General features: G+C 68.2%; 18 protein-coding genes and 2 pseudogenes. 2 read left to right on the forward strand and 18 right to left on the reverse strand.

Annotated elements, in window-relative coordinates:
• Nucleotides 1-7: 7 nt before the first annotated feature.
• The 4 genes from pdeR to CFB82_RS30510 all read right to left on the reverse strand — a co-directional run bounded on the left by pdeR (nucleotide 8) and on the right by CFB82_RS30510 (nucleotide 8,505).
• On the reverse strand, nucleotides 8-2,011 hold the full coding sequence (gene pdeR, locus CFB82_RS30495; protein WP_089447123.1) for a cyclic di-GMP phosphodiesterase: 2,004 nt from the start codon (nucleotides 2,009-2,011) through the stop codon (nucleotides 8-10).
• Nucleotides 2,012-2,577: 566 nt separating this feature from the next.
• On the reverse strand, nucleotides 2,578-6,228 hold the full coding sequence (locus CFB82_RS30500; RefSeq protein WP_089486478.1) for a hydantoinase B/oxoprolinase family protein: 3,651 nt from the start codon (nucleotides 6,226-6,228) through the stop codon (nucleotides 2,578-2,580).
• Between the two features lie 121 nt (nucleotides 6,229-6,349).
• Entirely contained in the window at nucleotides 6,350-7,648 is a 1,299-nt protein-coding gene (locus CFB82_RS30505; RefSeq protein WP_069250815.1) for an MFS transporter, read from the reverse strand.
• 83 nt (nucleotides 7,649-7,731) lie between these two features.
• Nucleotides 7,732-8,505 (reverse strand): putative hydro-lyase, encoded by a 774-nt coding sequence (locus tag CFB82_RS30510; RefSeq protein ID WP_089486479.1) that lies wholly within the window; start codon nucleotides 8,503-8,505, stop codon nucleotides 7,732-7,734.
• A gap of 205 nt (nucleotides 8,506-8,710) precedes the next feature.
• Between CFB82_RS30510 and CFB82_RS30520 the strand changes: the two genes are divergently transcribed.
• Entirely contained in the window at nucleotides 8,711-9,643 is a 933-nt protein-coding gene (locus CFB82_RS30520) for a LysR family transcriptional regulator (protein WP_011356169.1), read from the forward strand.
• A gap of 243 nt (nucleotides 9,644-9,886) precedes the next feature.
• Here CFB82_RS30520 and CFB82_RS30525 read toward each other — a convergent pair whose 3' ends face one another.
• From CFB82_RS30525 to CFB82_RS30570, 10 genes are all read right to left on the reverse strand, one after another.
• On the reverse strand, nucleotides 9,887-10,201 hold the full coding sequence (locus CFB82_RS30525; RefSeq protein ID WP_235986538.1) for a hypothetical protein: 315 nt from the start codon (nucleotides 10,199-10,201) through the stop codon (nucleotides 9,887-9,889).
• 33 nt (nucleotides 10,202-10,234) lie between these two features.
• Nucleotides 10,235-10,561 (reverse strand): antibiotic biosynthesis monooxygenase family protein, encoded by a 327-nt coding sequence (locus tag CFB82_RS30530; RefSeq protein WP_069250811.1) that lies wholly within the window; start codon nucleotides 10,559-10,561, stop codon nucleotides 10,235-10,237.
• A gap of 65 nt (nucleotides 10,562-10,626) precedes the next feature.
• Complete coding sequence (locus CFB82_RS30535) at nucleotides 10,627-11,613, reverse strand: flagellin N-methylase (RefSeq protein ID WP_089486480.1); 987 nt, start codon at nucleotides 11,611-11,613, stop codon at nucleotides 10,627-10,629.
• On the reverse strand, nucleotides 11,607-12,416 hold the full coding sequence (locus tag CFB82_RS30540) for a MetQ/NlpA family lipoprotein (protein ID WP_089486481.1): 810 nt from the start codon (nucleotides 12,414-12,416) through the stop codon (nucleotides 11,607-11,609). The genes CFB82_RS30535 and CFB82_RS30540 overlap by 7 nt, the downstream gene beginning before the upstream one ends.
• Nucleotides 12,413-13,462, reverse strand: coding sequence for a formylglycine-generating enzyme family protein (locus CFB82_RS30545; protein WP_089486482.1), 1,050 nt, complete (start codon nucleotides 13,460-13,462; stop codon nucleotides 12,413-12,415). The genes CFB82_RS30540 and CFB82_RS30545 overlap by 4 nt, the downstream gene beginning before the upstream one ends.
• 16 nt (nucleotides 13,463-13,478) lie before the next feature.
• The gene (locus CFB82_RS30550) at nucleotides 13,479-15,437 is read right to left on the reverse strand and encodes an arylsulfatase (RefSeq protein ID WP_089486483.1); all 1,959 of its coding nucleotides are present in this window, start codon (nucleotides 15,435-15,437) and stop codon (nucleotides 13,479-13,481) included.
• Nucleotides 15,438-15,648: 211 nt separating this feature from the next.
• Complete coding sequence (locus CFB82_RS30555) at nucleotides 15,649-16,368, reverse strand: SDR family oxidoreductase (RefSeq protein ID WP_089486484.1); 720 nt, start codon at nucleotides 16,366-16,368, stop codon at nucleotides 15,649-15,651.
• A gap of 135 nt (nucleotides 16,369-16,503) precedes the next feature.
• Nucleotides 16,504-17,811 carry an MFS transporter gene (locus CFB82_RS30560; RefSeq protein WP_089486485.1) on the reverse strand — a complete coding sequence of 436 codons (1,308 nt, stop codon included), beginning with the start codon at nucleotides 17,809-17,811 and terminating at the stop codon, nucleotides 16,504-16,506.
• A 155-nt stretch (nucleotides 17,812-17,966) separates the two neighbouring features.
• Nucleotides 17,967-18,860: a DMT family transporter gene (locus CFB82_RS30565; protein ID WP_089486486.1), complete on the reverse strand. Its 894-nt coding sequence runs from the start codon at nucleotides 18,858-18,860 to the stop codon at nucleotides 17,967-17,969.
• A 241-nt stretch (nucleotides 18,861-19,101) separates the two neighbouring features.
• Entirely contained in the window at nucleotides 19,102-20,013 is a 912-nt protein-coding gene (locus tag CFB82_RS30570) for a LysR family transcriptional regulator (protein ID WP_089486487.1), read from the reverse strand.
• A gap of 127 nt (nucleotides 20,014-20,140) precedes the next feature.
• Here CFB82_RS30570 and CFB82_RS30575 point away from each other — a divergent pair, with 127 nt between their 5' ends.
• A complete protein-coding gene (locus CFB82_RS30575; protein WP_089486488.1) occupies nucleotides 20,141-21,160 on the forward strand; it encodes a zinc-dependent alcohol dehydrogenase family protein in 1,020 nt (339 codons plus the stop codon).
• A 53-nt stretch (nucleotides 21,161-21,213) separates the two neighbouring features.
• On the opposite strand, the gene CFB82_RS30580 is transcribed toward CFB82_RS30575, so the two are convergent.
• From CFB82_RS30580 to CFB82_RS30595, 4 genes and pseudogenes are all read right to left on the reverse strand, one after another.
• Nucleotides 21,214-22,404, reverse strand: a complete 1,191-nt coding sequence (locus CFB82_RS30580; RefSeq protein ID WP_089486489.1) for a porin — start codon at nucleotides 22,402-22,404, stop codon at nucleotides 21,214-21,216.
• 51 nt (nucleotides 22,405-22,455) lie between these two features.
• Nucleotides 22,456-23,244 carry an ABC transporter substrate-binding protein gene (locus CFB82_RS30585; RefSeq protein WP_089486490.1) on the reverse strand — a complete coding sequence of 263 codons (789 nt, stop codon included), beginning with the start codon at nucleotides 23,242-23,244 and terminating at the stop codon, nucleotides 22,456-22,458.
• A 50-nt stretch (nucleotides 23,245-23,294) separates the two neighbouring features.
• Nucleotides 23,295-23,441: pseudogene (locus CFB82_RS30590) on the reverse strand (amidohydrolase); the annotation flags it as partial.
• 200 nt (nucleotides 23,442-23,641) lie between these two features.
• Nucleotides 23,642-24,208: pseudogene (locus tag CFB82_RS30595) on the reverse strand (transposase); the annotation flags it as partial.

The raw sequence follows: 24,208 nt of genomic DNA on the forward strand, positions 1-24,208 counted from the left end.
ACGAAGCTCAGGCGATCAGCCTGAGCTTCCTCGTCTCCGCGAGCCACGCCTCGAACGCCTGTGCCGGCATCGGGCGGGCGTAGTAGTAGCCCTGCGCATGATCGACGTCGAGCTGCTTGAGGAATTCGGCTTCCGCATGCGTTTCGACGCCTTCGGCGACCACCGCGAAATTCAGCGCCTTCGCGAGCGACACGACCGAGCGCACCAGCGCCTGCGAGCGCGGATTGCGGTCGATGCCCGTGATGAAGCTGCGGTCGAGCTTGATCGCGTCGAGCGGCAGGCGCGACAACTGCGACAGCGACGAATAGCCGGTGCCGAAATCGTCGAGATGGATCTCCGCGCCGAGCTGGCGGAACTGTCGCATCAGCCCGTTGGCCGCATCCTCGTCCTCGATGAAGCAGCTCTCGGTCAGCTCGATGTCGAGCAGGCCGGGCTTGAGCCCCGCGGCGTCGAGGATCGACGCCAACTGGTGCACGATGTTCATGTCCTGCAACTGCCGCGCGGACACGTTCACCGCGATCCGGATGCCGAGCCCCTTCGCCTTCCATGCGGCGGCCTGCGCGGCCGCGGTACGCATCACCCAGCGCCCGAGCGGCGCGATCAGGCCCGACTCCTCCGCGAAGCGGATGAACTCGACCGGCGCGACGAGCCCGCGATCGGGCGACTGCCAGCGGATCAGCGCCTCGACACCGTGCACGTCGCCGGTCGCGATATCGACGACCGGCTGGTAGTGCAGCACGAACTGCTCCTCTTCGAGCGCCTTGCGCAGGTTCGTGTCGAGCCACATGTACTTCGCGACCTTCTGGTTCATCTCCAGCGAGAACACGCGATACGTATGCTTGCCCTCCTCCTTCGCGACGTACATCGCGGTATCCGCGCTGCGGATCAGCGTCTCGAGGGAATCGCCGTGCTGCGGATGCATCGCGATCCCGATCGAGCAGCTCGTGTAGACCTCCATCAGCCCGAGATGAATCGGCGTGCGCAGCCGTTCGAGAATGATCTGCGCGGTCGCCTCGAGCAGCGGCCGCGTGCCGTGCTCGAACAGCACGAGGAATTCGTCGCCGCCGAGCCGCGCGAGCGTCGCGCCGGACGGCAGGCAGCCGCTGATGATCTTCGATACGTCCTGCAGCAGCCGGTCGCCGGTGATGTGCCCGTAGTGATCGTTGACGCGCTTGAAGTTGTCGAGATCGAGGAACAGGATGCCGACCTGCCCGCGCGTCTCGGCGGTCTCGGCGGCGATCGCCGCGTGGATGCGCTCGCTGATCGCATGGCGGTTCGGCAGGCCGGTCAGCACGTCGGTGTTCGCGAGTTCGATGAGCCGCTGCTGCGCGTTGCGCTCCTCGGTGATGTCGATGCCCGAGCAGATCAGGAACTGCTCCTCGACGCCGCTGCCGCTCTGCACGAACTTGTTGCGGAACTGGAACAGGCGCGGCCCGTTGACCGTGTTGATGTAGCGCTCGACCGCGAACGAGTGGTTGCTCGCGAAAAAGCCCGTGATGTTGGTGCGCGACTGCGCGCCCTGCTCCGGGCTCATGAACAGCTCGAACGCGCTGCGGCCGATCACGTCGACCTCGCGCTTGCCCGTCACTTCCTCGCACAGGCGGTTGAAGCGCTGCACCCTCCCGTTGCGGTCGAGGATCACCACGAGCGAATTCACTTCGGACACGACCTGCTCGGCGAACGCGAGCCCGTGCGAGAGATCGCCCGCGACGGATTCGGCATCGGAATAGGCGCAAGCCGTTCCGGCCCAGTCGGTCGTGTCGACCTTCCTGCCGACGAGGTGGAGCTTGACCGGTTCGCCGAACAGCGCGATGTCGAGCACGAGGTGCGACGTGACGCCGGTCAGCGCGCGGACACACGCGGCCTGTTCGCCCGTCAGTGCAACGGCGACGTTGGTCAGGCCGCGGACGGCCGCCAGTTCGAGTGCGTTGCTGTCGCTGCCGAGACGCCAGCAGGGGCTGCGCGTACCGACGTGCGCCTCGAGCACCGCGCTATCGTTTTCGTCATCCATGGAGACGCCCCGATCCAGAAAAAAACGCACAGTGTAGACGGAGGCGGGCCGGCCGACCGCCGCTCCGGGCCGCGCGTCATGCGCGCCCGGCAAGGCGGCCGTGAGTGCCGTGATGATGGGCCTCGTCCCGTACTTTGTTTCCCGCTAATGCGACCCGGCGTTCGCGCGTCATGCGCGCAGGTGCTGCCTAACGAATGATGAGAGCCATCTTATCAAATGACGATCAGGAATGGCACTCACAATTAGAGCAGAGTGTCAAGGAATTGGGACTCGATTGGCAAGCCGGATTTTTCATGATTGGCAGGCTGATCCATCGCGGTTGCGGCGGTGCGCAACGGGCTCGGCGAGTCGGGCTGAGTGCCCCGCCAGGCGGGCGTTTACGGCCGATTTCAGGATTCTGCGGCAGCGCATTGGCAGGCGCGTGGAGACAGGGTCGGATCGCCTTCCGGCGACCCGGCTTTCCGTCGATTTTGATTCCGTTCGTGCGTCAATGCGCGGCTTTATTCCACAGTCCGTTGCAATGCGGTTCGAGCACCGGCGCGGCGCGCCGGCACCGGCTGCACGGCTCAGCCCGCCGCGCCGTATCCGCCGCCGCCCGGGGTTTCGACGACAAATACGTCGCCCGGCGCCATCTGCGCGCGGCCGATATGGTCGAGCGCCTCGACCGTGCCGTCCGCGCGCTCGATCGTGTTGCGGCCGAGCGCGCCGGCCTCGCCGCCCGCCGCGCCGAACGGCGCGTGGATCCGGTTGTTCGACAGGATCGACGCGGTCATCGGCTCCAGGAAGCGAATCCGCCGCACCGCGCCGTCGCCGCCGCGCCAGCGCCCGCCGCCGCCCGACCCGGCGCGGATCCGGTGCGAGTCGAGCCGCACCGGGTAGCGCCATTCGAGCACCTCCGGATCGGTGAGCCGCGAGTTCGTCATGTGCGTCTGCACCGCGCCGACGCCCGCGAACCCGTCACCGGCACCACTGCCGCCTGCAATCGTCTCGTAGTACTGGTAGCGATCGTTGCCGAATGTGAAGTTATTCATCGTTCCCTGGCTCGACGCGACGCAGCCGAGCGCGCCGTACAGCGCGTTGGTGATCGCCGACGAGGTCTCCACGTTGCCCGACACGACCGCCGCCGGATACTCGGGGTTCAGCATCGAGCGCGCGGGCACGATCACCGTGAGCGGCTTCAGGCACCCGGCGTTCAGCGGGATGTCGTCGCCGACCAGCGTGCGGAACACGTACAGCACGGCGGCCATGCACACGGCCTTCGGCGCGTTGAAGTTGTTGTCGAGTTGCGCGGACGTGCCCGTGAAATCGATTTCCGCGCGCCGCGCCGCCCGGTCGACGCGGATCGCGACGCGAATCTCCGCACCGTTGTCGAGCGGATAGCGGTACGCGCCGTCCTGCAGCGCGCCGATCACGCGCCGCACGGCTTCTTCCGCGTTGTCCTGCACGTGCCCCATGAACGCGAGCACGACGTCGCGGCCGAACTGCGCGACCATCCGGCGCAGCTCGTCGACGCCCTTCTGGTTCGCGGCGACCTGCGCGCGCAGGTCGGCCATGTTCTGCTCGACGTTACGCGCCGGGTAGCGGCCCGATGCGAGCAGCGCGCGGGTTTGCGCATCGCGCAGCGTGCCGGCCGACACGAGCTGCCAGTTGTCGATCAGCACGCCCTCCTCGTCGATGTGGGTCGAGTCGGGCGGCATCGAGCCCGGCGTCGTGCCGCCGATGTCCGCGTGGTGGCCGCGCGAACCGACATAGAACAGCGGCGCGTCCGAGCCGTCCGCGAACACCGGCGTGATGACCGTCACGTCCGGCAGGTGCGTGCCGCCGTGATACGGGTCGTTCAGCATGAACACGTCGCCGTCGCGCATGCGGCCGCGGTTGCGCTCGATCACCGTGCGGATGCTCTCGCCCATCGAGCCGAGGTGCACGGGCATGTGCGGCGCGTTCGCGATCAGGTTGCCGTCGCCGTCGAAGATCGCGCACGAGAAGTCGAGCCGCTCCTTGATGTTCACCGAGTACGCGGTGTTCTGCAGCCGTAGCCCCATCTGCTCGGCGATCGACATGAACAGGTTGTTGAAGATCTCGAGCCGCACCGGATCGGCATCGGTGCCGAGCGAGCGGCGCGTCGGCAGCGGCGTCGTGCGTGTCAGCACGAGGTTGCCCTGCGCGGTCATCTGCGCACGCCAGCCGGGCTCGACGACGGTCGTGCCGTTCTTCTCCGCGACGATCGCGGGGCCGTCGATCGCGTCGCCGGCCAGCAGCGTGTCGCGCACGTAAAGCGCCGCGTCGTGCCATTGGCCGCCGGAATAAAAGCGCACCGCGGAATGGGCGCGCAGCGCGGCTGCGTCGCCGTTGCCCTGGCTGCGCGGCGCGAGCGGTGCGATCTCCACCGGCGCGTCCGAGCGGCCGATCGCCTCGACCGACGCGAGCTCGGCGACGAGCGGCGTGCCGGGCATCAGGAACGCGTAGCGTTGCCGGTAGGCGGCCTCGAACGCCTGCTGCATCGCTTCGACGCTGCCGGCCGGCACGTCGAGCGCCGAATCGGTGCCCTGGTAGCGCAGGTGCACGCGCCGCTCGGTCGCGATCCGCTCCGGCGGCACGCCCTGTTCGAGCAGCGCGCCCACGGCTTCGTCGGCCAGCCGGTCGAGCGCGGCATTCAGCGCCGGCAGCGAATCGTCGGACAACACGGCCTCGACCGCGCGCTCGCGCATCGCGGTCTGGTCGGCGAGGCCCATTCCGTATGCGGACAGCACGCCCGCCAGCGGATGCGCGAACACCTGCGTCATGCCGAGCGCGTCGGCCACGCCGCACGCGTGCTGGCCACCCGCGCCGCCGAAGGTCGTCAGCACGTAGCGCGACACGTCGTGGCCGCGCTGCACGGAAATCTTCTTGATCGCATTCGCCATGCTGCCGATCGCGATTTCCAGGAAGCCTTCGGCGAGCGCCTCGGGCGTCTCGCGCCGCCCGGTCGCCGCGTGAATCTCGTCGGCGAGCGCCGCGAACTTCGCGACCACGCCGTCGCGGTCGAGCGGTTCGTCCGCGTGCGGGCCGAACACGCGCGGGAAATGATCGGGCTGGATCTTGCCGAGCATCACGTTGCAGTCGGTCACCGTCAGCGGGCCGCCGCGCCGGTAGGCCGCCGGCCCCGGGTTCGCGCCGGCCGACTCGGGCCCGACGCGCAGCCGCGCGCCGTCGAAGCCGAGCACCGAGCCACCGCCCGCGGCCACCGTATGGATGCTCATCATCGGCGCGCGCATCCGCACGCCGGCCACCTGCGTCTCGAACACGCGCTCGAACTCGCCGTGATAGTGCGACACGTCGGTCGACGTGCCGCCCATGTCGAAGCCGATCACGCGCTCGAAGCCGGCCGCCTGCGCGGCGCGCACCATCCCGACGATGCCGCCGGCCGGGCCCGACAGGATCGCGTCCTTGCCCTGGAATGCGTCGGCGCGCGTCAGCCCGCCGCTGCTCTGCATGAACTGCAGGTTCACGCCCGGCATCTCGTGCGCGACCTGCTCGACATAGCGGCGCAGGATCGGCGACAGGTAGGCGTCGACGACGGTCGTATCGCCGCGCGACACCATCTTCATCAGCGGCGACACCTCGTGCGACACCGACACCTGCGTAAAGCCGATGCGGCGCGCGAGTTCGGCCAGCATGCGTTCGTGCGCGGTGTAGCGATAGCCATGGATCAGCACGATCGCGAGCGCACGCATGCCCGAGTCGAACACGCGGCGCAGCGACGCTTCGGCACCCCGAACGTCGAGCGGCACGACGATGTCGCCGTGTGCGCCGATCCGCTCGTCGATCTCGACGACGGATTCGTACAGCGCGTCGGGCAGCACGATGTCGAGATCGAACAGGCGCGGCCGGTTCTGGTACGCGATGCGCAGCACGTCGCGAAAGCCGCGCGTCGTCGCGAGCGCGGTGCGTTCACCCTTGCGTTCGAGCAGCGCGTTGGTCGCGACCGTCGTGCCCATCTTCACCATGTCGACGCGCTCGGGCGTGATCGGCTCTCCGGCCGCGAGGCCGAGCAGGTGGCGGATCCCGGCCACGGCCGCGTCGCGGTACTGCTCGGGGTTCTCCGACAGCAGCTTGTGCGTGACGAGCGTGCCGTCGGGCCGGCGCGCGACGATGTCGGTGAACGTGCCGCCGCGGTCGATCCAGAATTGCCAGCGTGCAGCGTCGGAGGGAACGGGGGAAAGGTGTCGGTCAGTCATGGTGTCGGGTCGATGCGTCGTGGAATCGAGGGATGAGCGCTGCCGCACGGCGCGCGTCGCGCGCCGTGTCACGGGGTCGGTCAAAGGGGAAGAAAAACGAAGGGCGGGCCGCCCTTGCCGCTTATGCGGCGTCGAGTTCGCGGCCGCGTGTCTCGGGCAGCGTCAGCGCCGCGACGATCACCACGCCGTACGCGGCGACCGCGAAGATGCCGATGCTCGTGCCGAGCCCGTATTGCTTGGACAGCGCGCCGATCAGGAACGGGAACAGCGCACCGATCGCGCGGCCCACGTTGTAGCAGAAGCCCTGGCCGGAACCGCGCACGCGGGTCGGGAACAGTTCGGTGAGGAACGCGCCCATCCCCGAGAAGATGCCCGATGCGAAGAAGCCGAGCGGGAAGCCGAGCCACAGCATCGACGCGTTGGTCAGGTTCAGCGACGTGTATGCGAACGCGATCACCATCGAGCCGACCGCGAACAGGATGAAGTTCGGCTTGCGGCCCAGACGGTCGGTCAGGTACGCGCTCGTCAGGTAGCCGACCCACGAGCCGAAGATGATCATCGCGAGATAGCCGCCGGTACCCATCACCGTGAGGTGCCGCTCGGTCTTCAGGAAGGTCGGCAGCCACGTCGTGATCGCGTAGTAGCCGCCCTGCGCGCCGGTCGTCAGCAGCGCCGCGCGCAGCGTCGTCGTGATCAGCTTCGGCGCGAAGATCTCGGTCAGGCGCGGCGCATCGGCCACTTTCGCCTGCGCGGCCTTCTCCTTCTCGTAGACGTCCGGCTCCTTCACGTAGCGGCGGATCGCGACGACCAGCAGCGCGGGCGCCAGCCCGACGAGGAACAGCGCGCGCCACGCCTGCTCGGCCGGCAGCACCGAGAACAGCAGCGCATACAGCAGCGCGCACAGCCCCCAGCCGATCGCCCAGCCCGACTGCACGAGGCCGACCGCCCTGCCGCGATCGCGCGCGCGGATCACTTCGCCGATCAGCACCGCGCCGGCCGTCCATTCGCCGCCGAAGCCGAAGCCCATCAGCGCGCGCGCCGCGAGCAGCTGGTGGTAGTTCTGCGCGAGCCCGCACAGCGCGGTGAACACGGCGAACCACAGCACGGTGAGCTGCAGCGTGCGCACGCGGCCGATCCGGTCGGACAGGATGCCGGCGATCCAGCCGCCGGCCGCCGACGCGAGCAGCGTGATCGTGCCGATGAAGCCCGCGTCCGCGAGCGAGATGCCCCAGGTCGCGACGAGCGTCGGGATCACGAACGACAGCATCTGCGTGTCCATCCCGTCGAGCATGTAGCCGACCTTGCAGCTCCAGAACGCGCGTCGCTCGCGCGGCTGCGCGTCCCCGTACCACGAGAACAGGCCGTTGCGCTCGGGGCTCGCGGGCTCCGCGGCGTGCGCCGCGAGGGTCTTGCTTTCCATGGTGGTGCTCCTGTCGTTATGCGCCGTCAAATGATTGTCGCGCGTGCGGCGTGCCGTGCGGGTCGGGTTGTCGTCGTCCGGGCTCAGAACACGGCCAGCGACGCGTTCGTGATGTCGGTCATCAGCATGTGGCCGGGCGTGTGCGCGATCGCGATCGGCAGCTTCGCGTCCATCAGCGCGGTTTGCGGCGTCACGCCGCATGCCCAGAACACCGGCAGCTCGCCGTCGCGGATCGTCACCGCGTCGCCGAATTCGGGCGCGTTCAGGTCGGCGATACCCAGTACGCGCGGATCGCCGAGATGGATCGGGGCGCCGTGCACGCCCGGAAAACGGCTCGTGATCTGCACCGCGCGAATCGCGTCGGCGCCGCGCAGCGGCCGCATCGACACGACGAGCTGGCCGCCGAAGATCCCCGCGCGGCGATTCGGAATCGACGTGCGGTACATCGGCACGTTGCGCCCCTCCTCCACATGACGCAGGCCGATCCCTTCGCGCGCCAGCATGTCCTCGAACGAGAACGAGCAGCCGATCGCGAATACGACGAAATCGTCGCGCCACAGTGCTTCGAGCGACTCGACGCGTTCGGTCAGGTGGCCGTCGCGGTAGACGTTGTAGCTCGGCACGTCGGTGCGGATGTCGAGATCCTCGCCGAGCACGTCGACCCGGAACGCGCCCGGTTCGCCGACGCCCAGCAGCGGGCAGGCTTTCGGATTCGCCTGACAGAAGCGCAGGAAATCGTGCGCATACGCATCGGGCAGGATCGCGAGGTTCGCTTGCGCGTACGGGCCGCAGTGGCCGGCGGTCGGGCCGCGGAACGCGCCGTGGCGCACGGACTGGCGGAATTCGGAAGGCGTCATGAGGTTCTATCGCAGATCGGTATGTCGTCGGGATGACGGTGGCGTGTCATCGGATACAGCGAAGAGTAGAAAAGAAAAAATTTTGTCGCCAACGAGTTTTTTTGCGCTTCGTGTATAGAATTTCTTAACGGGTCTCGGGGTTTTCCCCGGCTCCGTTCACTTTTCCTCACCGGCAAAGTGCGCGCTCACCCTCCGTCCGCCCGCCATGAACACGCGTTTTCTCGAAACCTTCGTCACGCTCGCGAAGCTGCGCAACTTCCGCACGACGGCCGCCGCGCTGCACGCGACGCCGGCCGCGATCTCGCAGCGCCTGAAGGCGCTCGAGGACGAACTGCAGACGGTACTCGTCGACCGCGACAGCCGCGAATTCCGGCTCACGCCGAACGGCGAATACCTGCTCGGCTATGCGAAGGCCGTGGTCGAGGCGACGCAGGAGCTGCAGGCCGCCGCGTCCGGCGAGAGCGCGCTGCGCGGCAAGCTGCGGCTCGGCGTGATCGAGACCGTCGTGCACAGCTGGCTGCCGCACTACATGCGGCGGCTGGCGGCCGACTATCCGCAGCTCGAGATCGACCTGACCGTCGACGTCAGCGTCGTGCTGCAGCGCCGGCTGATGGCCGGCGAACTCGACCTGATCATCCGCGTGGAGGGCAGCGACGAGGCGTCGGTCGTATGCGATGCGCTCGCGAACTATCCGGTGCGCTGGATCGCGCGCGCGGGGCTGCTGCCGAACACGCGCACGGGTCTCGCGCGGCAGGTGCTGCGCCAGCCGATTCTCACCTACGGGCGCGGTACGGCGCCTCATCGCGCGCTCGAAGATATCGTCCGCACGCTCGCGCATGCGCACGGCGTGCCGTTGTCGGACACGCGCATCACCGGGTCGCCGTCGATCTCGGTGATCGTGCAGCTCGTGCGCGACGGTTTCGGCGTGGCGGCGATTCCGGTGCTGTTCGTCGATGCGTTGATCGAAAGCGGTGAAGTCGTCGAGCTGCCGCTGCAGCCGTCGCCGCCGTCGATCGTCGTGTCGATGTCGCGGCGGGCCGATGCGCCGCGGTTCGTGCATGGCGCATCGATTGCGGCGCGGGCGGCTTGTCATGAGTATTGCGAGAAGAGCAAGCGGTTGCTGGTCGAAGCGCTTTGATGCGGTGCGGGCCGGCGGATGGCGAGGCCGGGCATCGATCACCGCAAGGCCATCGACGCGCAGACGTCGGTCAAGAATGCGATGTTCCCGATCGGGCAGCGTGCGGCGCGGGCGGAGCCGAAAGACGGCAAAGCGCGACGCGCCGACTGAATCCACATCACCATAAAGTCGAAGGGCACGGCCACACGAACGCGCGGCCGTGCCCGAGTCACCCGGCATCAATCAGCCGGGGGCTCTCCTGCTTCAGTGCGACCGTCCCGTATCCGTCCCCGGCGCGAACTCGATTCCCCGCAGCACTTCCGCGAACTTCGTAGTCCGCAGCACGGCGAACTGCTCATGCGCAGCCATCGCCGCGCTCGTGTTCTTCAACACGTCACGCACTGCAACCAATCGGTTCGGATCCGCACCGACGTCGCCGTTGCCGCTGACCGTCGACGTAATCGCCCAGATCGTCACCGTACCGTCGCGTTCGACGCGACCCGTCAGGTTCCGCAGGCAGGCCGTCGCCGGCGCCCACGGCAGGCCCGTGGCCGAATTGTTGCCCGCCGGATTATTCATCCGTAATACGAAATAAATGAATCAGACAGCCAATCAGGCGGCTTGGCCTGCATGCGGCTGCGTGAGCTTGCCGTCGCCATACTCGCGCAACACTTTCGAAATCACGACGCGATAGCCGTCCAGCCAGCGCGCCTGCTTCGTCTTTGCCTCGAGATGTGCCGGGTGCTGCATCAGCTGGTGCAGTGCCGCCTCCGACTCCCAGTAATAGACGTTCTGGATCAGCCCCGATTCGGCGTTCTCCCACGTCTCCTCGCCGAGATAGCCGGGCGTTGCGCGCGCCATGTCGGCGATCTGCCGGTCGAGCCGATGGAATTCGTCGTCGTATTGCCCGGCGCGGAAAATGAAGGTCGACGCGTACATGCCTGCTCCATCGAAAGCGATTGAAAGAGCGCCGATTGTAAGGCACGTGCGGCAGGCCGCCGTCGTTACGTGGCGATCGTATCGAGGTCGGGCAGGTCGGCGAGCCACGCGTCGATGCGCGGTGCGTCCTCACGGCTGCCGGCCGCCGGCGCCGGCATCGCAGCCAGTGCGTACCGTGCCCGTTCAAGCGCCTGCGCGAAGCCGCGCAACTCGCGCGTCGCGGGCCGATCGTCGGCATGCCGGCGCGCGAGTGCTGTTTCAATGTTCATGCCGATCAACGCGAGTTGCGCGTCGATGAACGCGATGCAGCGTGTGCGGCAATACGCGGATATCGGTGCGACGGCCAGCAGGACTGGCACGATCGACACGGTCAGGTAGCCGCCGGGCGCAAGCCGCGACAGTGCATGACGCACATCCTGCCCGCCGCCGACCAATGACGCGAACACCGCATCGCGCCACACCGCACGCTCGAACACCAGCGCTTCGCGATACGCGTCGAGCGCCGCACGGTCCGCGACCTGTCCGGCCGTCACCAGCGGAATCGGGAATGACGATTCAACGGACGATTGCGGGCTCGCCGTTTCGACGATGCAGTTCGCGCCGAGCCATCCCGCGTCGTCGCGCCGCGCGGCCAGCACGCGGGACTGCAGGCGGTCGGGCAGCATCGGATCGAGCGGCACCGCGCGGCAGATCGACGGCTTGTCCGCCTGCACACTGCAGCGTCCGTCGTCGGCCAGCGCCGCGCAACGGCCGAGCGACGGATAGTCGTAGCCCTGCAGCGTCAGCGCGATCCATTCGCTCCCCGGGCCGCCGGCGCGATGAAACAACCGCGCCGCCAGCGCATCGGAAGTCGCGACGTCTTCCGCATCGAGCGCATGTTCGCGGCCGCCCGCCCACCAGCGCTCGCCCGCTCGACGCTGCGGCACGCGGCGGATCGTCAGCGCACCGACGAAGCGATGCCGATGTCGGAACAGTTCGCGCAACGACAGCGTCGGTGCGCTGTTGCAGCAGCGTCCGCATGCGTTGCACGCGAGCAGCCAGGTGTCTACCACGGCCGCCGCACCGAATCCTGGTAGCGCGTGAGGATGAAGCGCGCGACGTCGTCCGAGTGATACGCGGCGACGAGCTGCGCGACCCACGGCTTCGTGCGATCGGCATCGCGCACCGTCAGCACGTTCGCATACGGCGAGCGCGCATCCTCGATGCTGATGCTGTCGCGCGCGGGCTGCAGCCCGGCACGCGCGGCATCGTCGCTGTCGATCGCGACGAACGCGGCCGTGTCGAGCGCAGCATAAAGGCGATCGCGACGCAGCGCGACGAGCTTCAGCCCGAGCCGGTTGCCGGTCACGTCGCGCAGCGTCGCACGCAGCCCCGCCCGCTCGCGCAGCGTCACCAGCGTGTCGTTTTGCAGCAGCACCAGCGCGCGTGCCATCCCGCGCGGATCGGCGGGAATCGCGACCGTCGCACCGGGCTGCAGTTCGTTCAGGTTCTTCAGCGTGCGCGAATAGAGCGCCATCGGCAGCGTGACGGTCGGCGCGATTTCGGTCAGCGCGTAGCGTTTCTGCGCGCGCGTCGCGGCAAGCTGTTGTGCATCCTCGAAGCTGGCTGCGTCGATCCGGCCGTCGGCCAGCGCCGCGTCGATGCGCGACGCATCGTCGAATTCGACGACGTCGATGCCGAATCCTCGCGACGCGGCGACCCGCTTCACTTCATCCAGGATCTGCGCATGCACACCGCGCGTCACGCCGACGCGTACCGCCGGCGCGGCCGATTCGGCGGCAACGGCCAAACCCGAATGAACGACCGCGCACGCCGCCATCAGCCACGCGCCCACGCAAACCATGACGCGCTTCATGACGCATCCCTCAGAATCGTGCGAAACCCGATATGCGACGCGCCGAGATCGGCTTCCTGCTGTTCGCGCGACGACGCGCGATAGCGCACGCAGTAGTCGCGCGAGCACAGGAACGAGCCGCCCTTGATGACCATCGGCGTATCGTGCCGGCGCGTCGGCGGCGCGACGGCCGCCGTGTCGCCGTTCGTATGCGACTGATGCGGGCCCGTGTACGTGTCCTTGGTCCATTCCCATACATTGCCGATCATGTCGTAGAGCCGGAACCCGTTCGCCGCGTAGCAGCCGACGGGCGCGAGCCCCGCATGGCCGTCCTCGGCCATGTCGAGCACCGGGAACACGCCCTGCCAGTAGTTCGCGGCCGGCTTGCCCTGCGGATCGCGCGGCGCCGCGTCGAGCGATGCGTCGTCGCGGCCGGCCTTGCCCGCGTATTCCCATTCGGCCTCGGTCGGCAGGTCGCGGCCGAGCCAGCGCGCATACGCGAGGGCATCGCGCTGCGTGACGAGCGTGACGGGCAGGTTGCCGAGCCCGTCGACACCGCTGCCCGGCCCGCGCGGATGACGCCACGACGCGCCCTTCACCCACGACCACCATGCCAGGTCGCGCGCGTTCATCTCGTCGCGCGTCGGCACATGGAACACGGCCGCCCCATCCTGCTGCTCGGCCTCGGTCACGTAGCCGGTCGCCTGCACGAACGCGGCGAACTGCGCGATCGTCACGTCGGTCTGGTCGATCCAGAACCCGCCGACTCGCGTGCGGCCGTCGCCCGCCGGGCGCTCGTCCGCATAGCCGCGCGTGCTGCCGAACACGAACGCGCCGCCGCGCAGGTGCACCATCCCGGCCTTCGGGTCGTCGCGCCATCCGGCCGGCAGCCCCGAATAGCGCGCGCACTGTCGCTCCGAGCCGAGCGGTGCGAGCGCGCGGCCGCGGTTCGCGTCGTCGAATGCGCCGCCCGCCGGTGCGACGGGACTCGCATAGCCGGCCGCGAACGCGGCGGCGAACAGCGTGCCGGCCAGCGCCGCGCCGATCGTCCAGAACCGGAACCGCATCGTGTCGCTCCCGGGCTCAGTAGTAGCCGCGCGGACGCAGCGGTTCGACACCGCCGACGTTGCTCATGTAGGTCTTCCACTGGTCGACGAGCGTGCTGATCACCGACGGGTTCTGCGCGGACACGTCGGTCGTCTCGCCGCGATCCGCCGCGAGGTCGTACAGCTGCCAGTGACCGTCGAGCGGCCCGAGCGGCGGCTCGGTCCACAACGCCTTCCAGCGGCCGTCGGCGCTGCGCAGGTACGCGCGGCCGTACGCTTCTTCGCCGAACGGCGCGGTATGCACCTCGCCCGTCGCCGTGCCCGTCAGCACCGGCAGCAGCGACTGGCCGGTGACCGGATACACGTAGCGGTTGTTGTAGATCACCTTGCCCTTGTTCTGGTCGACGCCCGTCAGCGTGTTGACGAGCGGCGGCGCCGGCTGCGACGGCGGCGTGACGCCCGCGACCGCGAGGAACGTCGCCGTGTTGTCGGTCACGTGCGTGAACGCGCGCAGCGTCGGCAACTGCTGCGTCTGGCCCGGCAGGCGCACGATCGTCGGCGTCGAGACGCCGCCTTCGGCCGAATAGCCCTTCGTGAGCCGGAACGGCGACGCGCTCACTTCGGCCCAGCGCAGCCCGTACTGCAGGCGCTGTGCGTTCTGCTTGCCGTTGTCGGTGCCGAGCGTCGAGTAGATCGGGTCCTGCCCGTTCGCGGTGTCGGTCGCCGTCGGGTCGGCGCCACCGTCGATCGGCCAGCCTTCCGCGCCGTTGTCCGACTGGAACATGATGAACGTGTTGTCGTATTCGCCGATGTCCTTCAGGTGCTGGATCAGCAGGCCGATGTTGTAGTCGAGGTTCTCGACCATCCCCGCATAGATCTCCATGTAGCGCGCCTGTGCCTTACGCTCGGCCGGCGACAGGCTCGACCACAGCTTGTCGACCTTGCCGGGGCCGTAGTCGCTGTAGCCGTCCGCGGCCGAATGCACCGCGCTGATGTATTTCGCGGCGGCCGTGCCGTTGTTCGCGGTCGCGGGTGTTGCAGCCGTGGTTTCAGGCAGGCCGTCGAACGGCTTGAAATCGGCGGGGATCAGGCCGAGCGCCTTCTGCCGCGCGATTCGCGCGTTGCGGATCGCGTCGTAGCCGGCGTCATACACGCCCGCGTACTTGTGCAGCCACGGCTCGGGCACCTGCAGCGGCCAGTGCGGCGACGTATAGGCCGCGTACGCGAAGAACGGCTTGCCGTCGCGCTGGTTCGAATCGATGTACGAGATCAGCTTCTGCGTATAGAAATCGGTCGAATAGAACACGGCCGGGCTGCCGCCCGTGCCGCCCGGCTGCCCGGGCTGGCCAGGCTGCACGTAGCGGCCGTCTTCCGTGTAGTTCGACGAGCCGGCCGGCTCGTGCGCGAAGTGATTCGTCGCCGCGCCGCCGAGCAGCACGTAGCTGCGCTCGAAACCCCACTGGTCGGGCGTCTGCCCGCTGCCCGTCGCGCTGCCGACGATCCCCGAGCCGATGTGCCACTTGCCCGCGATGTACGTATGGTAGCCGGCATCCTTCAATAGTTGTGCGAACGACAACGCACGGTCGTTCAGGTAGCCCTCGTAGCCGGGCAGCCCGCGCCGTTCGTCGGTCGGTACGCCCATCGTGCCTTCGCCGACGAGATGGTGGTCGGTGCCGGACACCAGCATCGCGCGCGTGATCGCACAGACGGTGCCCGTGTGATGGTTCGACAGGATGCGGCCCGACGCGACGAGCGCGTCGAGGTTCGGCGTATTGATCTCGCCGCCGAATGCATGGATGTCGGAATAGCCGAGATCGTCGGCCATGACGTACAGGATGTTCGGGCGTTTCGCGGCCAGCGGCGGCGCGGTGTTCGCCGGTGGCGACGGGGTATCGCTGTCGACGCCGCCGCACGATGCGAGCGACAGCGCGCCGGCAATCGCGGCGCAGACGACACGGAAACGAAAAGCATGCAACGGCGACGCGGACTTTTTCATTGTTGTGAACGCTCGATCTACGGGATCGGCGATCTTAGCGTCGCGTGCGCGACACCCAAAGTCCGATTCGTCACATGCTAACGGGGTGGCGGAATATGCGCGCAAGCAGAATACCCGCCATCAGCGCGCACACATGTGCGCGCCCGCGATGCGCGCCGAAACCGGCCGCTGCCGGGCGCCGCCCACGGCGCCCGATGCGCCGACGTCGGCGTCAGCTGCGCCCGCCGAGACTGCCGCCACCGTCCACGGCCAGCACCTGCCCGGTGACGAAGCCGGCTTCGTCCGACAGGAAGAACGCAATCGCCGCGGCCACATCGTCGGGCGTGCCGAGCCGGCGCGCGGGAATCGTCGCGAGCACCTTGCGTTCGGCTTCGCTGCCGACCGGCCGCGTTTGCCGGAACAGTTCCGTCTCGATCGGGCCCGGCGCCACCGCGTTGACGGTCACGCCATGTTCGGCCAGTTCGAGCGCCCACGTGTGCGTGCAGCCGACGAGCGCACTCTTCGCGGCGGAATACGCGGTGCGATCGAGGCTGCCGAAAATCGCGCGGCTGCAGATGTTGACGATGCGCCCGTGGCCGCGTGCCTTCATCGCCTCCGCGAAGTGCTGCGTGACCTGAATCGCGGCCCGCACGTTGAGATCGAACACGGTCTGCAGCGAATGGAAATCGATCTGTCCGAGCGGTTGCGGCAACACGATGCCCGCGTTGTTCACGATGCCGTCGACATCGTGCTGCTCGCTGATGCGTGCAAGCGCGGCCGCTGTCTGTTCGATGTCGGCGAGATCGCATGCATACAATTCGCCGGGGAAGTCGATGCCCTGCGCGTGACGCGCAAGACCGATGACGCGATGGCCGCGCCGTGCGAGCAACGCGCTGATCGCGAGGCCGATGCCGCGCGATGCGCCGGTGACGAGATACGTGCGAGATGACATGCGTGCTCCCGAAGTCCGTTCACGTGAGTAGCGTGGAGAGAAGTTTCCGGGGCGGAAGCCCGGAACCTGCGCTTTCGTCGGACGATTCTACGTGCGTACGGGACTTACGTCGTGTCGCATCGGCGCGCGCGGCAGTCAGCCGGCCCGCCCCACCGCGACCGGCGTCGCGCGTCGCAACGCGATCCGCAACGCCAGCACGCCGCCGGCCAGCAGCGCGACCGCGACGAGCAGCAGCGCGAGGTCGTACGAATGCGTGACGTCCTTGATCCGCCCCATTACCGGCGGCAGCGCGAGCCCCGCGATGTTCGCGACCGCGTTGATCAGCGCGATCGACGCGGCGGCCGTGAGACCCGACACGTATTCGGTCGTCACGGCCCATAACACGGGCGTCGCAGCCCAGTTGAAGCCGACCGCGAGCACGAGCAGCGCATACGCGACGGGCAGCGTCGGCGTATAGATCGCCGCGATCAGCAACGCGCCGGCCAGCAGCATCGGCACGCCGAGATGCAGCGCGCGTTCGCCGCCGAGATCCGAATGCCGGCCGTTCACGTACATCGCGACGCACGCGAACAGGAACGGCAGCGCGGACAGGCTGCCCACCGCGAAACTCGATTGCCCCGACAGGCTCTTCACGAGCAGCGGCAGGAACAGCGTGAGGCCGATCGTGCCGAACGCCTGCAGCAGCCAGAACGCGGCGAGCGCCCATACCTTGCCGTCGCCGAACGCCCGCCGCAGCGCGACGCCGTGCGACAGATGCTTGCGCGGCGCGCTGTCGCGCAGTGTCGCTTCGAGCCACGCCCGCTCGTCGGCCGGCAGCCAGCGCGCATGGGCGGGCGTGTCGGGCAGGCGGCGCAGCACGACGAAGCCGAGCAGCAGCGCGGGCACGCCTTCGAGCAGGAACAGCCAGCGCCAGCCCTCGATGCCGAGTACGCCGTTCAGGTTCAGCAGCGCGCCGGACAGCGGCAGCCCGATCACCGACGCGAGCGCCGCACCGATGTAGAAGAACGACATCGCGCGTGCACGATCGCTCGGCGGATACCACGCCGACAGGTAGTAGATGATGCCCGGTGTGAACCCCGCTTCCGCTGCGCCGAGCAGCAGGCGCATCGCATAGAGTTGCCCCGGCGTATGGACGGTGCTCATCGCGGCCGCGACGATGCCCCACGTGATCATGATCCGCGCGATCCAGCGGCGTGCGCCGACCCGCGCGAGGAACAGGTTGCTCGGCACCTCGAACAGGATGTAGGTCACGTAGAACAGCCCCGCGCCCAACCCGTACATTTCGGCGCTCAGCCCGAGGTCGGCGTTCATCTGCAGCGCCGCGACCGAGATGTTCGAGCGGTCGATGTACGCGACGAGGTACAGCAGCATCAGGAACGGAATCAGGCGCAGGTTCAGGCGTCGCATCGTCGCGGCGTGCAACGGCGGGGCGGCAGCGGTCATCACGGTGTCTCCTGGTTCGTCTCGCCCCTCGTGCGCGACGGTGCGGCCGCCGCGTGAGGCGCGGCGTCATCCAGGCCAGTCTAGGAGCCGCGTGAATTTCGCGTCAATTAACGGGACGTCGTCTCGATATGTGAGATGCACGCGGCGCGTTCGGTTCAGTAGCGCATCACGAGAAACAGGCCGGCGGCCGCGAGCGCCATGCCCGGCCACGCGAGCGCGCCGATCGTCTCGCCGAGCGCCACGCGTGCGATCAGCGCGGTCGCGGGCGGGATCAGGAAGAACAGCGCCGACACGCGCGACGCCTCGCCGTACCGCACCATCGCGAGCAGCAGCGAGATCGCGATCAGCGAGTTGCAGATGACGAGGTACGCGAGCGAGCCGGCGAGCCCGGCGGTCCATTGCACGTGCATCGGCTCGAGCGCGAACGCGAGCGGCGCGGTGACCGCCAGGCCGACCGCGTACTGCACGAGGTTCGCGGTGACCGGATGCACGTCGGTGCCGAAGCGCTTTTCCCACAGCGTGCCGCCGGTGATGCACGCGAGCGCGAGCAATGCGAACGCGAGCGCCCACGGCGACGCGACATCGACCGACGAACGCGCGAGGATCACCAGCACCGCGCCCGCGGCGCCGAGCGCGAGCCCGATCCAGCGCAGCACGCCCACACGCTCGCCGGCAATCATCGGCGCGAGCAGCCCGACGAGGATTGGCTGCTGCGACGTGACGAGCGCGACGGCGCCGGCCGACATGCCGAGCTTCAGGCTCAGGTACGTGAACGCGAAATAGCCGGCCTGCAGCAACAGGCCGACCACGACGAGATCGCGCCATGCGCGCCCCGTGCGCGGCAACGCGGGGCGCAGCCACAGGAACGGGCCGGCGAGCAGCGCGACGACGCACGCATAGCGCAGCGCGAGGAACGTGAGCGGATCGGCATAGCGCAAGCCGAGCTTCAGGAACACGAAGCCACTTGCCCACAGCAGCAGGAACAGCGCGGGCGCGATGCGCAGCCAGCCCGGTGGCCGTGCGGCTTTCGGCGCATCGGTCGCCGTCATGCCTGCTCGCGCCGGGTGGTCGCAGGGAAGTCTGCCCCGCTTGCGCCGGGGCCACGCGCAAACGTGCGCATCAGCGGCACACCGGGTGACAGGCGAGGTTCGGTACGGTCACGGCCATGACGATGACGACCGGCTGTTCCCTCTTCATGACGGCGTGCCCCCGGTAGATTCGGCGTGCGACGATCATACGCCGCGTCAGTCGATCATGCTTCGTGGGGAAGTCGCGATAACCGCGCCCGCGTCAATCATCCGACGCCAGCATGCGCGGTATCTCGTCGACGAGCGCATCGATGACGACGCGCACCTTCGACGGCACCTGGCGCGATGCCGGCCGCACCGCGAACACTTCGGCGCCCGACACGCTGTTGCTGTCCATCACGAGCGCGAGGCGGCCGTCGCGCAGGTAAGGCGCCATCAGCCAGCAGGGCAGCCACGCGAGGCCCGCGCCGGCGGCGGCCGCATCGGCGATCGCCTGCAGGTCGTCGAGCCGCAGGCGGCCGGCCGGGCGATGGTCGTGCACCGCGCCGTCCGCGCCGACGACCCGCCATGGCGTCGGTTGCCCGCCGCGCGAATACGCGATGCCGACGTGCGACGCGAGTGCGTCGAGCCCCTCCGGCCGGCCGTGACGATCGAGATACGCGGGCGACGCGCAGATGCCCATGCGCTGCACGCCGAGCTTGCGGCCGACCAGCGCACTCGTGTCGGCCAGCTCGCCGATACGCACCGCGATGTCGAAGCCGTCGTTGACCAGGTCGGCCACGCGGTCGCTGAACGACACGTCGATCTCGAGCCGCGGATGGCGCTCGACGAGGCGCCGCATGACGGGCGCCACGCACTGCCGCCCGAACAGCACGGGCACGCTGACGCGCAGCCGCCCCGCCGGCTCGCGCTGCCCCGCGTCGAGCGCGGCCTCCGTCTCGCCGAGTTCGGCCAGCAGCCGCCGGCACTGCTCGTAATAGACGAGCCCCTCATCGGTCAGGCCGAGCTGGCGGGTCGTGCGCTGCAGGAGCCGCGCGCCGAGGCGGCGTTCGAGCCGCGCGACGACCTTCGCGACGGCCGAGCGCGTGACGCCGAGCCGCAGCGCGGCCGCCGCGAAGCTGCCCGACTCCACCACGTCGACAAATTCGGCCACGCCTCTCAGCCGCTCGTCCATGCCATTCCGCTCCGGTTGGGCCATAGGGTTGTATCCACACTGGCGACAGTCATCGGCCAAATTCTCGCCAATGCGTCCCCGTGCGCAACACTATGATAGTCCGCTCTATCTCGAAAAAGGAGTCGACATGCACGCATGGCAAGTGAAACCGGGCGACGGCGTGGCCGGGCTTCGGCGCATCGACGCGACACGCCGCGCGGTCGGGCCGACCGACGTCGTCGTGAAGATCCACGCCGCCGGGCTGAACTACCGCGACCTGATGTTCGCGCGCGGCGACTATCTCGGCATCGGCACGGACGCGCTGATCCCGGTGGCCGACGGCGCCGGCGAAGTCATCGAAGCCGGCCGCGACGTCACGCGCTTCAAGCCGGGCGATCGCGTGATCAACACGTACTTTCCGCACTGGATCGACGGGCCGCCCACGCCGCAGAAAGTCTCCGGGTCGCCCGGCGCGCAATTCGACGGCGTGCTGGCCGAGCATTTCGTCTCCGACGAAGCCGCGCTGGTGGCGATTCCCGCGCATCTGAACTATGACGAGGCGGCGACGCTGTCGTGCGCCGGGATTACCGCGTGGAACGCGCTGTTCGCCGACGGCGGCCTGAAGCCCGGCGCGACCGTCGTGCTGCTCGGCACCGGCGGCGTGTCGATCGTCGCGCTGCAGCTCGCGCATGCGGCGGGGTTGCGCACGATCGTCACGTCGTCGAGCGATGCGAAGCTCGAGCGCGCCCGCGCACTCGGTGCGGACGCAACCATCAACTATCGCGCGACGCCCGAATGGCAGCACGAAGTGCTGCGGCTTACCGGCGGCGCGGGTGCGGACCTGGTCGTCGAAGTCGGCGGCAAGGATACGCTGCCGCGCTCGGTGGCCGCGACGAAGCTGGGCGGCATCGTGTCGGTGATCGGCGGCCTCAGCAGCTTCGCCGGCCCCGAACTCGGGCTGCTGTCGCTGATCGGCGGGATCCGGCAACTGCACGGGATCATGGTCGGCAGCCGCGCGATGCTCGACGATGTCGTGCGCCTCGTCGACGCGAAGCAGATCAGGCCGGTGGTCGATCGCGTGTTCGGCTTCGACGAAGCACCGCAGGCGTATGCACACCTGCAGTCGGGGCAACACTTCGGGAAGGTCGTGATCCGCGTCGCGCAGTAAGCGCTTCGAGGCGGCGGGCAGTCCGGCCCGCCGCCTCGTCCGTCATCGCGCCGTCAGAACTTGTGGCGGATCCCCGCGTGAACCATCAGCTGCTTCGAGGTCGACGACAGATCCGCCGCGCCGGGAATATAGGCCTGGTCGAGCGACGAGCCCGTCGCATCGCCCGCGATCCGCTGGTACGCGCCCATCAGGTACACGTCCGTGCGCTTCGACAGGTTGTAGTCGGCCATCAGCCCGAGCGAATGGATCTTCGGCTTCGCGCTGCCCGTCGTCGCGTCGTAGCGCACCGTCGTGTACACGTACTGCGCACCGACGAACAACGCCGGCGTGAACTGGTATTTGCCGTTCACCTCGAAATTCTGGTACTTGATCGACGACACCGTGCCACCCGCGAGCGGGCCGGTCACCGGCTCGATCGTTTCGTCGCCGAACAGGTAGCCGACATTCGCGGTCGGCCGCGTGACGTTGCTGTTCGTGTAAGCGAACCCGACCGTCGCGGGCCCCGCCGTGTAGTTGATGCCCGCACCGAAGATCCGCAGCCGCGCCGATGCAAAGTTCGCATCGGCGCCGACCGACCCCGAGCCCGCGATCGCGCCGCCCGACGTCGCGCCCGGGTTGTCCGCATTCAGGAAGGCCGCGCCGACCAGCAAGCCGCCCTGCTCGTACTGCGCGCCGACGCTCCACTGCCGGTTGTTCGCGAAGCCCGTGTCGTTGCTGAAACTGTACGTGCCGCCGAACGAGAAACCGGCGAAATCCGGGCTCGCATACTTCACCGTGTTGTTCACGCGAAACGTGTTGCCGGTGTTGTCGTTGTCGAGCGGATGCGAGAACGGATAGACGCCCCAGCTGCCGTTCGCGGTCGTCGGCGCGAGATAGTCGACCACCGCATCGTATTGGCGGCCGAGCGTCAGCGTGCCGAACCGCGCGCTGCCGAGCCCGACGTACGCCTGCCGCCCGAACATGCGGCCGCCCTGCGCGAGCGTGCCGTTGTTCACGTTGAAGCCGTTCTCGAGCTGGAACAGCGCGCTGTAGCCGCCGCCCAGGTCCTCGGTGCCCTTCAGCCCCCAGCGGCTGCCTTGCGCGAAGCCGCTTGCCATCTGCCACGCACTGTGGCCGCCGACGTTGTTCGTGTAGTCGATGCCCGCATCGACGAGCCCGTACAACGTGACGCTACCTTGCGCGAACGCGAACGCGGGCGCTGCACACAGCGCCGGAACCGCGACGAAAGCCAATCTCCAGTTCATTCGTTTTCCTTATTTATATTGTCGTGACCGCCCGTTTCCGGGCGTCGCCGCTTACTTCGCGCCGTAAATATCGAAGTCGAAGTACTTCTTGTTGATCCGCTGGTACGTGCCGTTCGCGAGGATCGTCGCGAGCGCGCGGTTGAAGGCGTCACGCAGGTCGTTGTCCTGCTTGCGCAGCCCGAGCCCGTCGCCCTGCCCGAAGTACTTCACGTCGTCGATCGCCGCGCCGACGAACGCGAAATCCTTGCCCTGCGGCTTCTTCAGGAAGCCGTCGCTCGCCGCGATCGATGCCTGGAACGCCGCGTCGAGCCGGCCCGTCATGAGATCGGCGTAGACCTGATCCTGGTTCTGGTACGACACGACCTGCACGCCGGCCGGCTGCCAGTTCGCGACCGCGTAGTCGGCCTGCGCGGAACCCTGCTCGACGCCCACGCGCTTGCCCTTCAGCGCGTCGGCCGTCGGCAGCAGCGGCGAGCCCTTGCGCGCGATGAGGCGTGCCGGCGCATTCGAGATCCGGTTCGTGAAGGCGATCTGCTGCTGCCGCTTCGGCGTGATCGTCATCGACGACGCGATCACGTCGAACTTGCGCGCGAGCAGCCCCGGGATCATCCCGTCGAAACTCGACTCGACCCACACGCAGCGCGCACGCAGCTCCGCGCACAATGCGTTCGTGATGTCGATTCCGAAACCCGTCAGCGTGCCGTCGGGCAGCTTGTATTCGAGCGGCGGGTAAGTCGGATCGACCGCGAGGCGGATCTCCTTGCCCGCCCAGTCGCCCGCATGCGCCGCCCCTGCCGCCAGTGCCACCGCGAGCGCCGCCATCCGTTTCCACTGCTTCATTGCCAGTCTCCTTCCTTGTGTGAATCGTCAGTCAAAATCGTGCCAGCACGTCACGCGAGGTAGCGCTCCGCCAGTGCAATCCAGTAGCTCGCGCCCGTGGCGAGGCACGCGTCGTTGAAGTCGTAGCCGGGGTGGTGCAGCCCGCATCCGGCGGCGCCGTCGCCGTTGCCGATCGACAGGTAGCTGGTCGGACATGCGAAATTCAGGCGCCTGCTTCGAGCTGCGCGCAGCGCGAGCTCGTCGCGAGTTGAATCGCGCACGTCAACGCCACCGCCCATCGAAATGGCGAGCGCAAGGGTACGTCAACTCGTAATTGCCGGGCTATGGTGAGGTAATAATGCGCGAAAGCCGCACTTTTGACGCACCGAAGCAAGCGCAACAAGACTGGCCCGATGCCCAGTCGGGCAATCGCGCGCAGCAACCAGCGCAGGTTGAAGCCCGTCGCGCACAGCACCGCATGCAACGCATCGCCGGTGGCACCCTTGAGCCAGCAGCGCCGCAGTCCGTGATCCTGTTTGACATGGCCGATGATCGGTTCGACCGCCTGACGTCGCTTGAGCCACTTGCGCTGCTTCTCGCTCAGCGTCTTGTACTTGCCGCGGTGAATCAGTTTGACCGCGCCGAGTTCGGCGTCGACTCCACGATAGCCCAGGTCGGCCAGCACCGTCTTCGGCTGCGGATCGCCTGGCACGGCTTCCAACAGGATGCGCGTCTGCTCAAGCTGTGCGGCCAGCGTGTGGCCGTCGTACGGGTTGCCCGTGAAGGTACGCGCGCCGACGATCAGGCCGCTCTTCTCGGTGATCGCCAGACTCGTCTTCACGCCGAATTCGTATGGCTGGCGCGCTTTGCCTTTCGAGATGCATTCGACTTCCGGCGCATGCAGAGCATACAGCTTGTTTTTGTCCTTCTTCTGCTGGCGGCAGATCCGCCATGCCCGTTCGAGCCAAACCTTCAGCGTCGCTTG

The organism is Burkholderia sp. HI2714 (assembly GCF_002223085.1).
Taxonomy (GTDB): Bacteria; Pseudomonadota; Gammaproteobacteria; order Burkholderiales; family Burkholderiaceae; genus Burkholderia; species Burkholderia lata_D.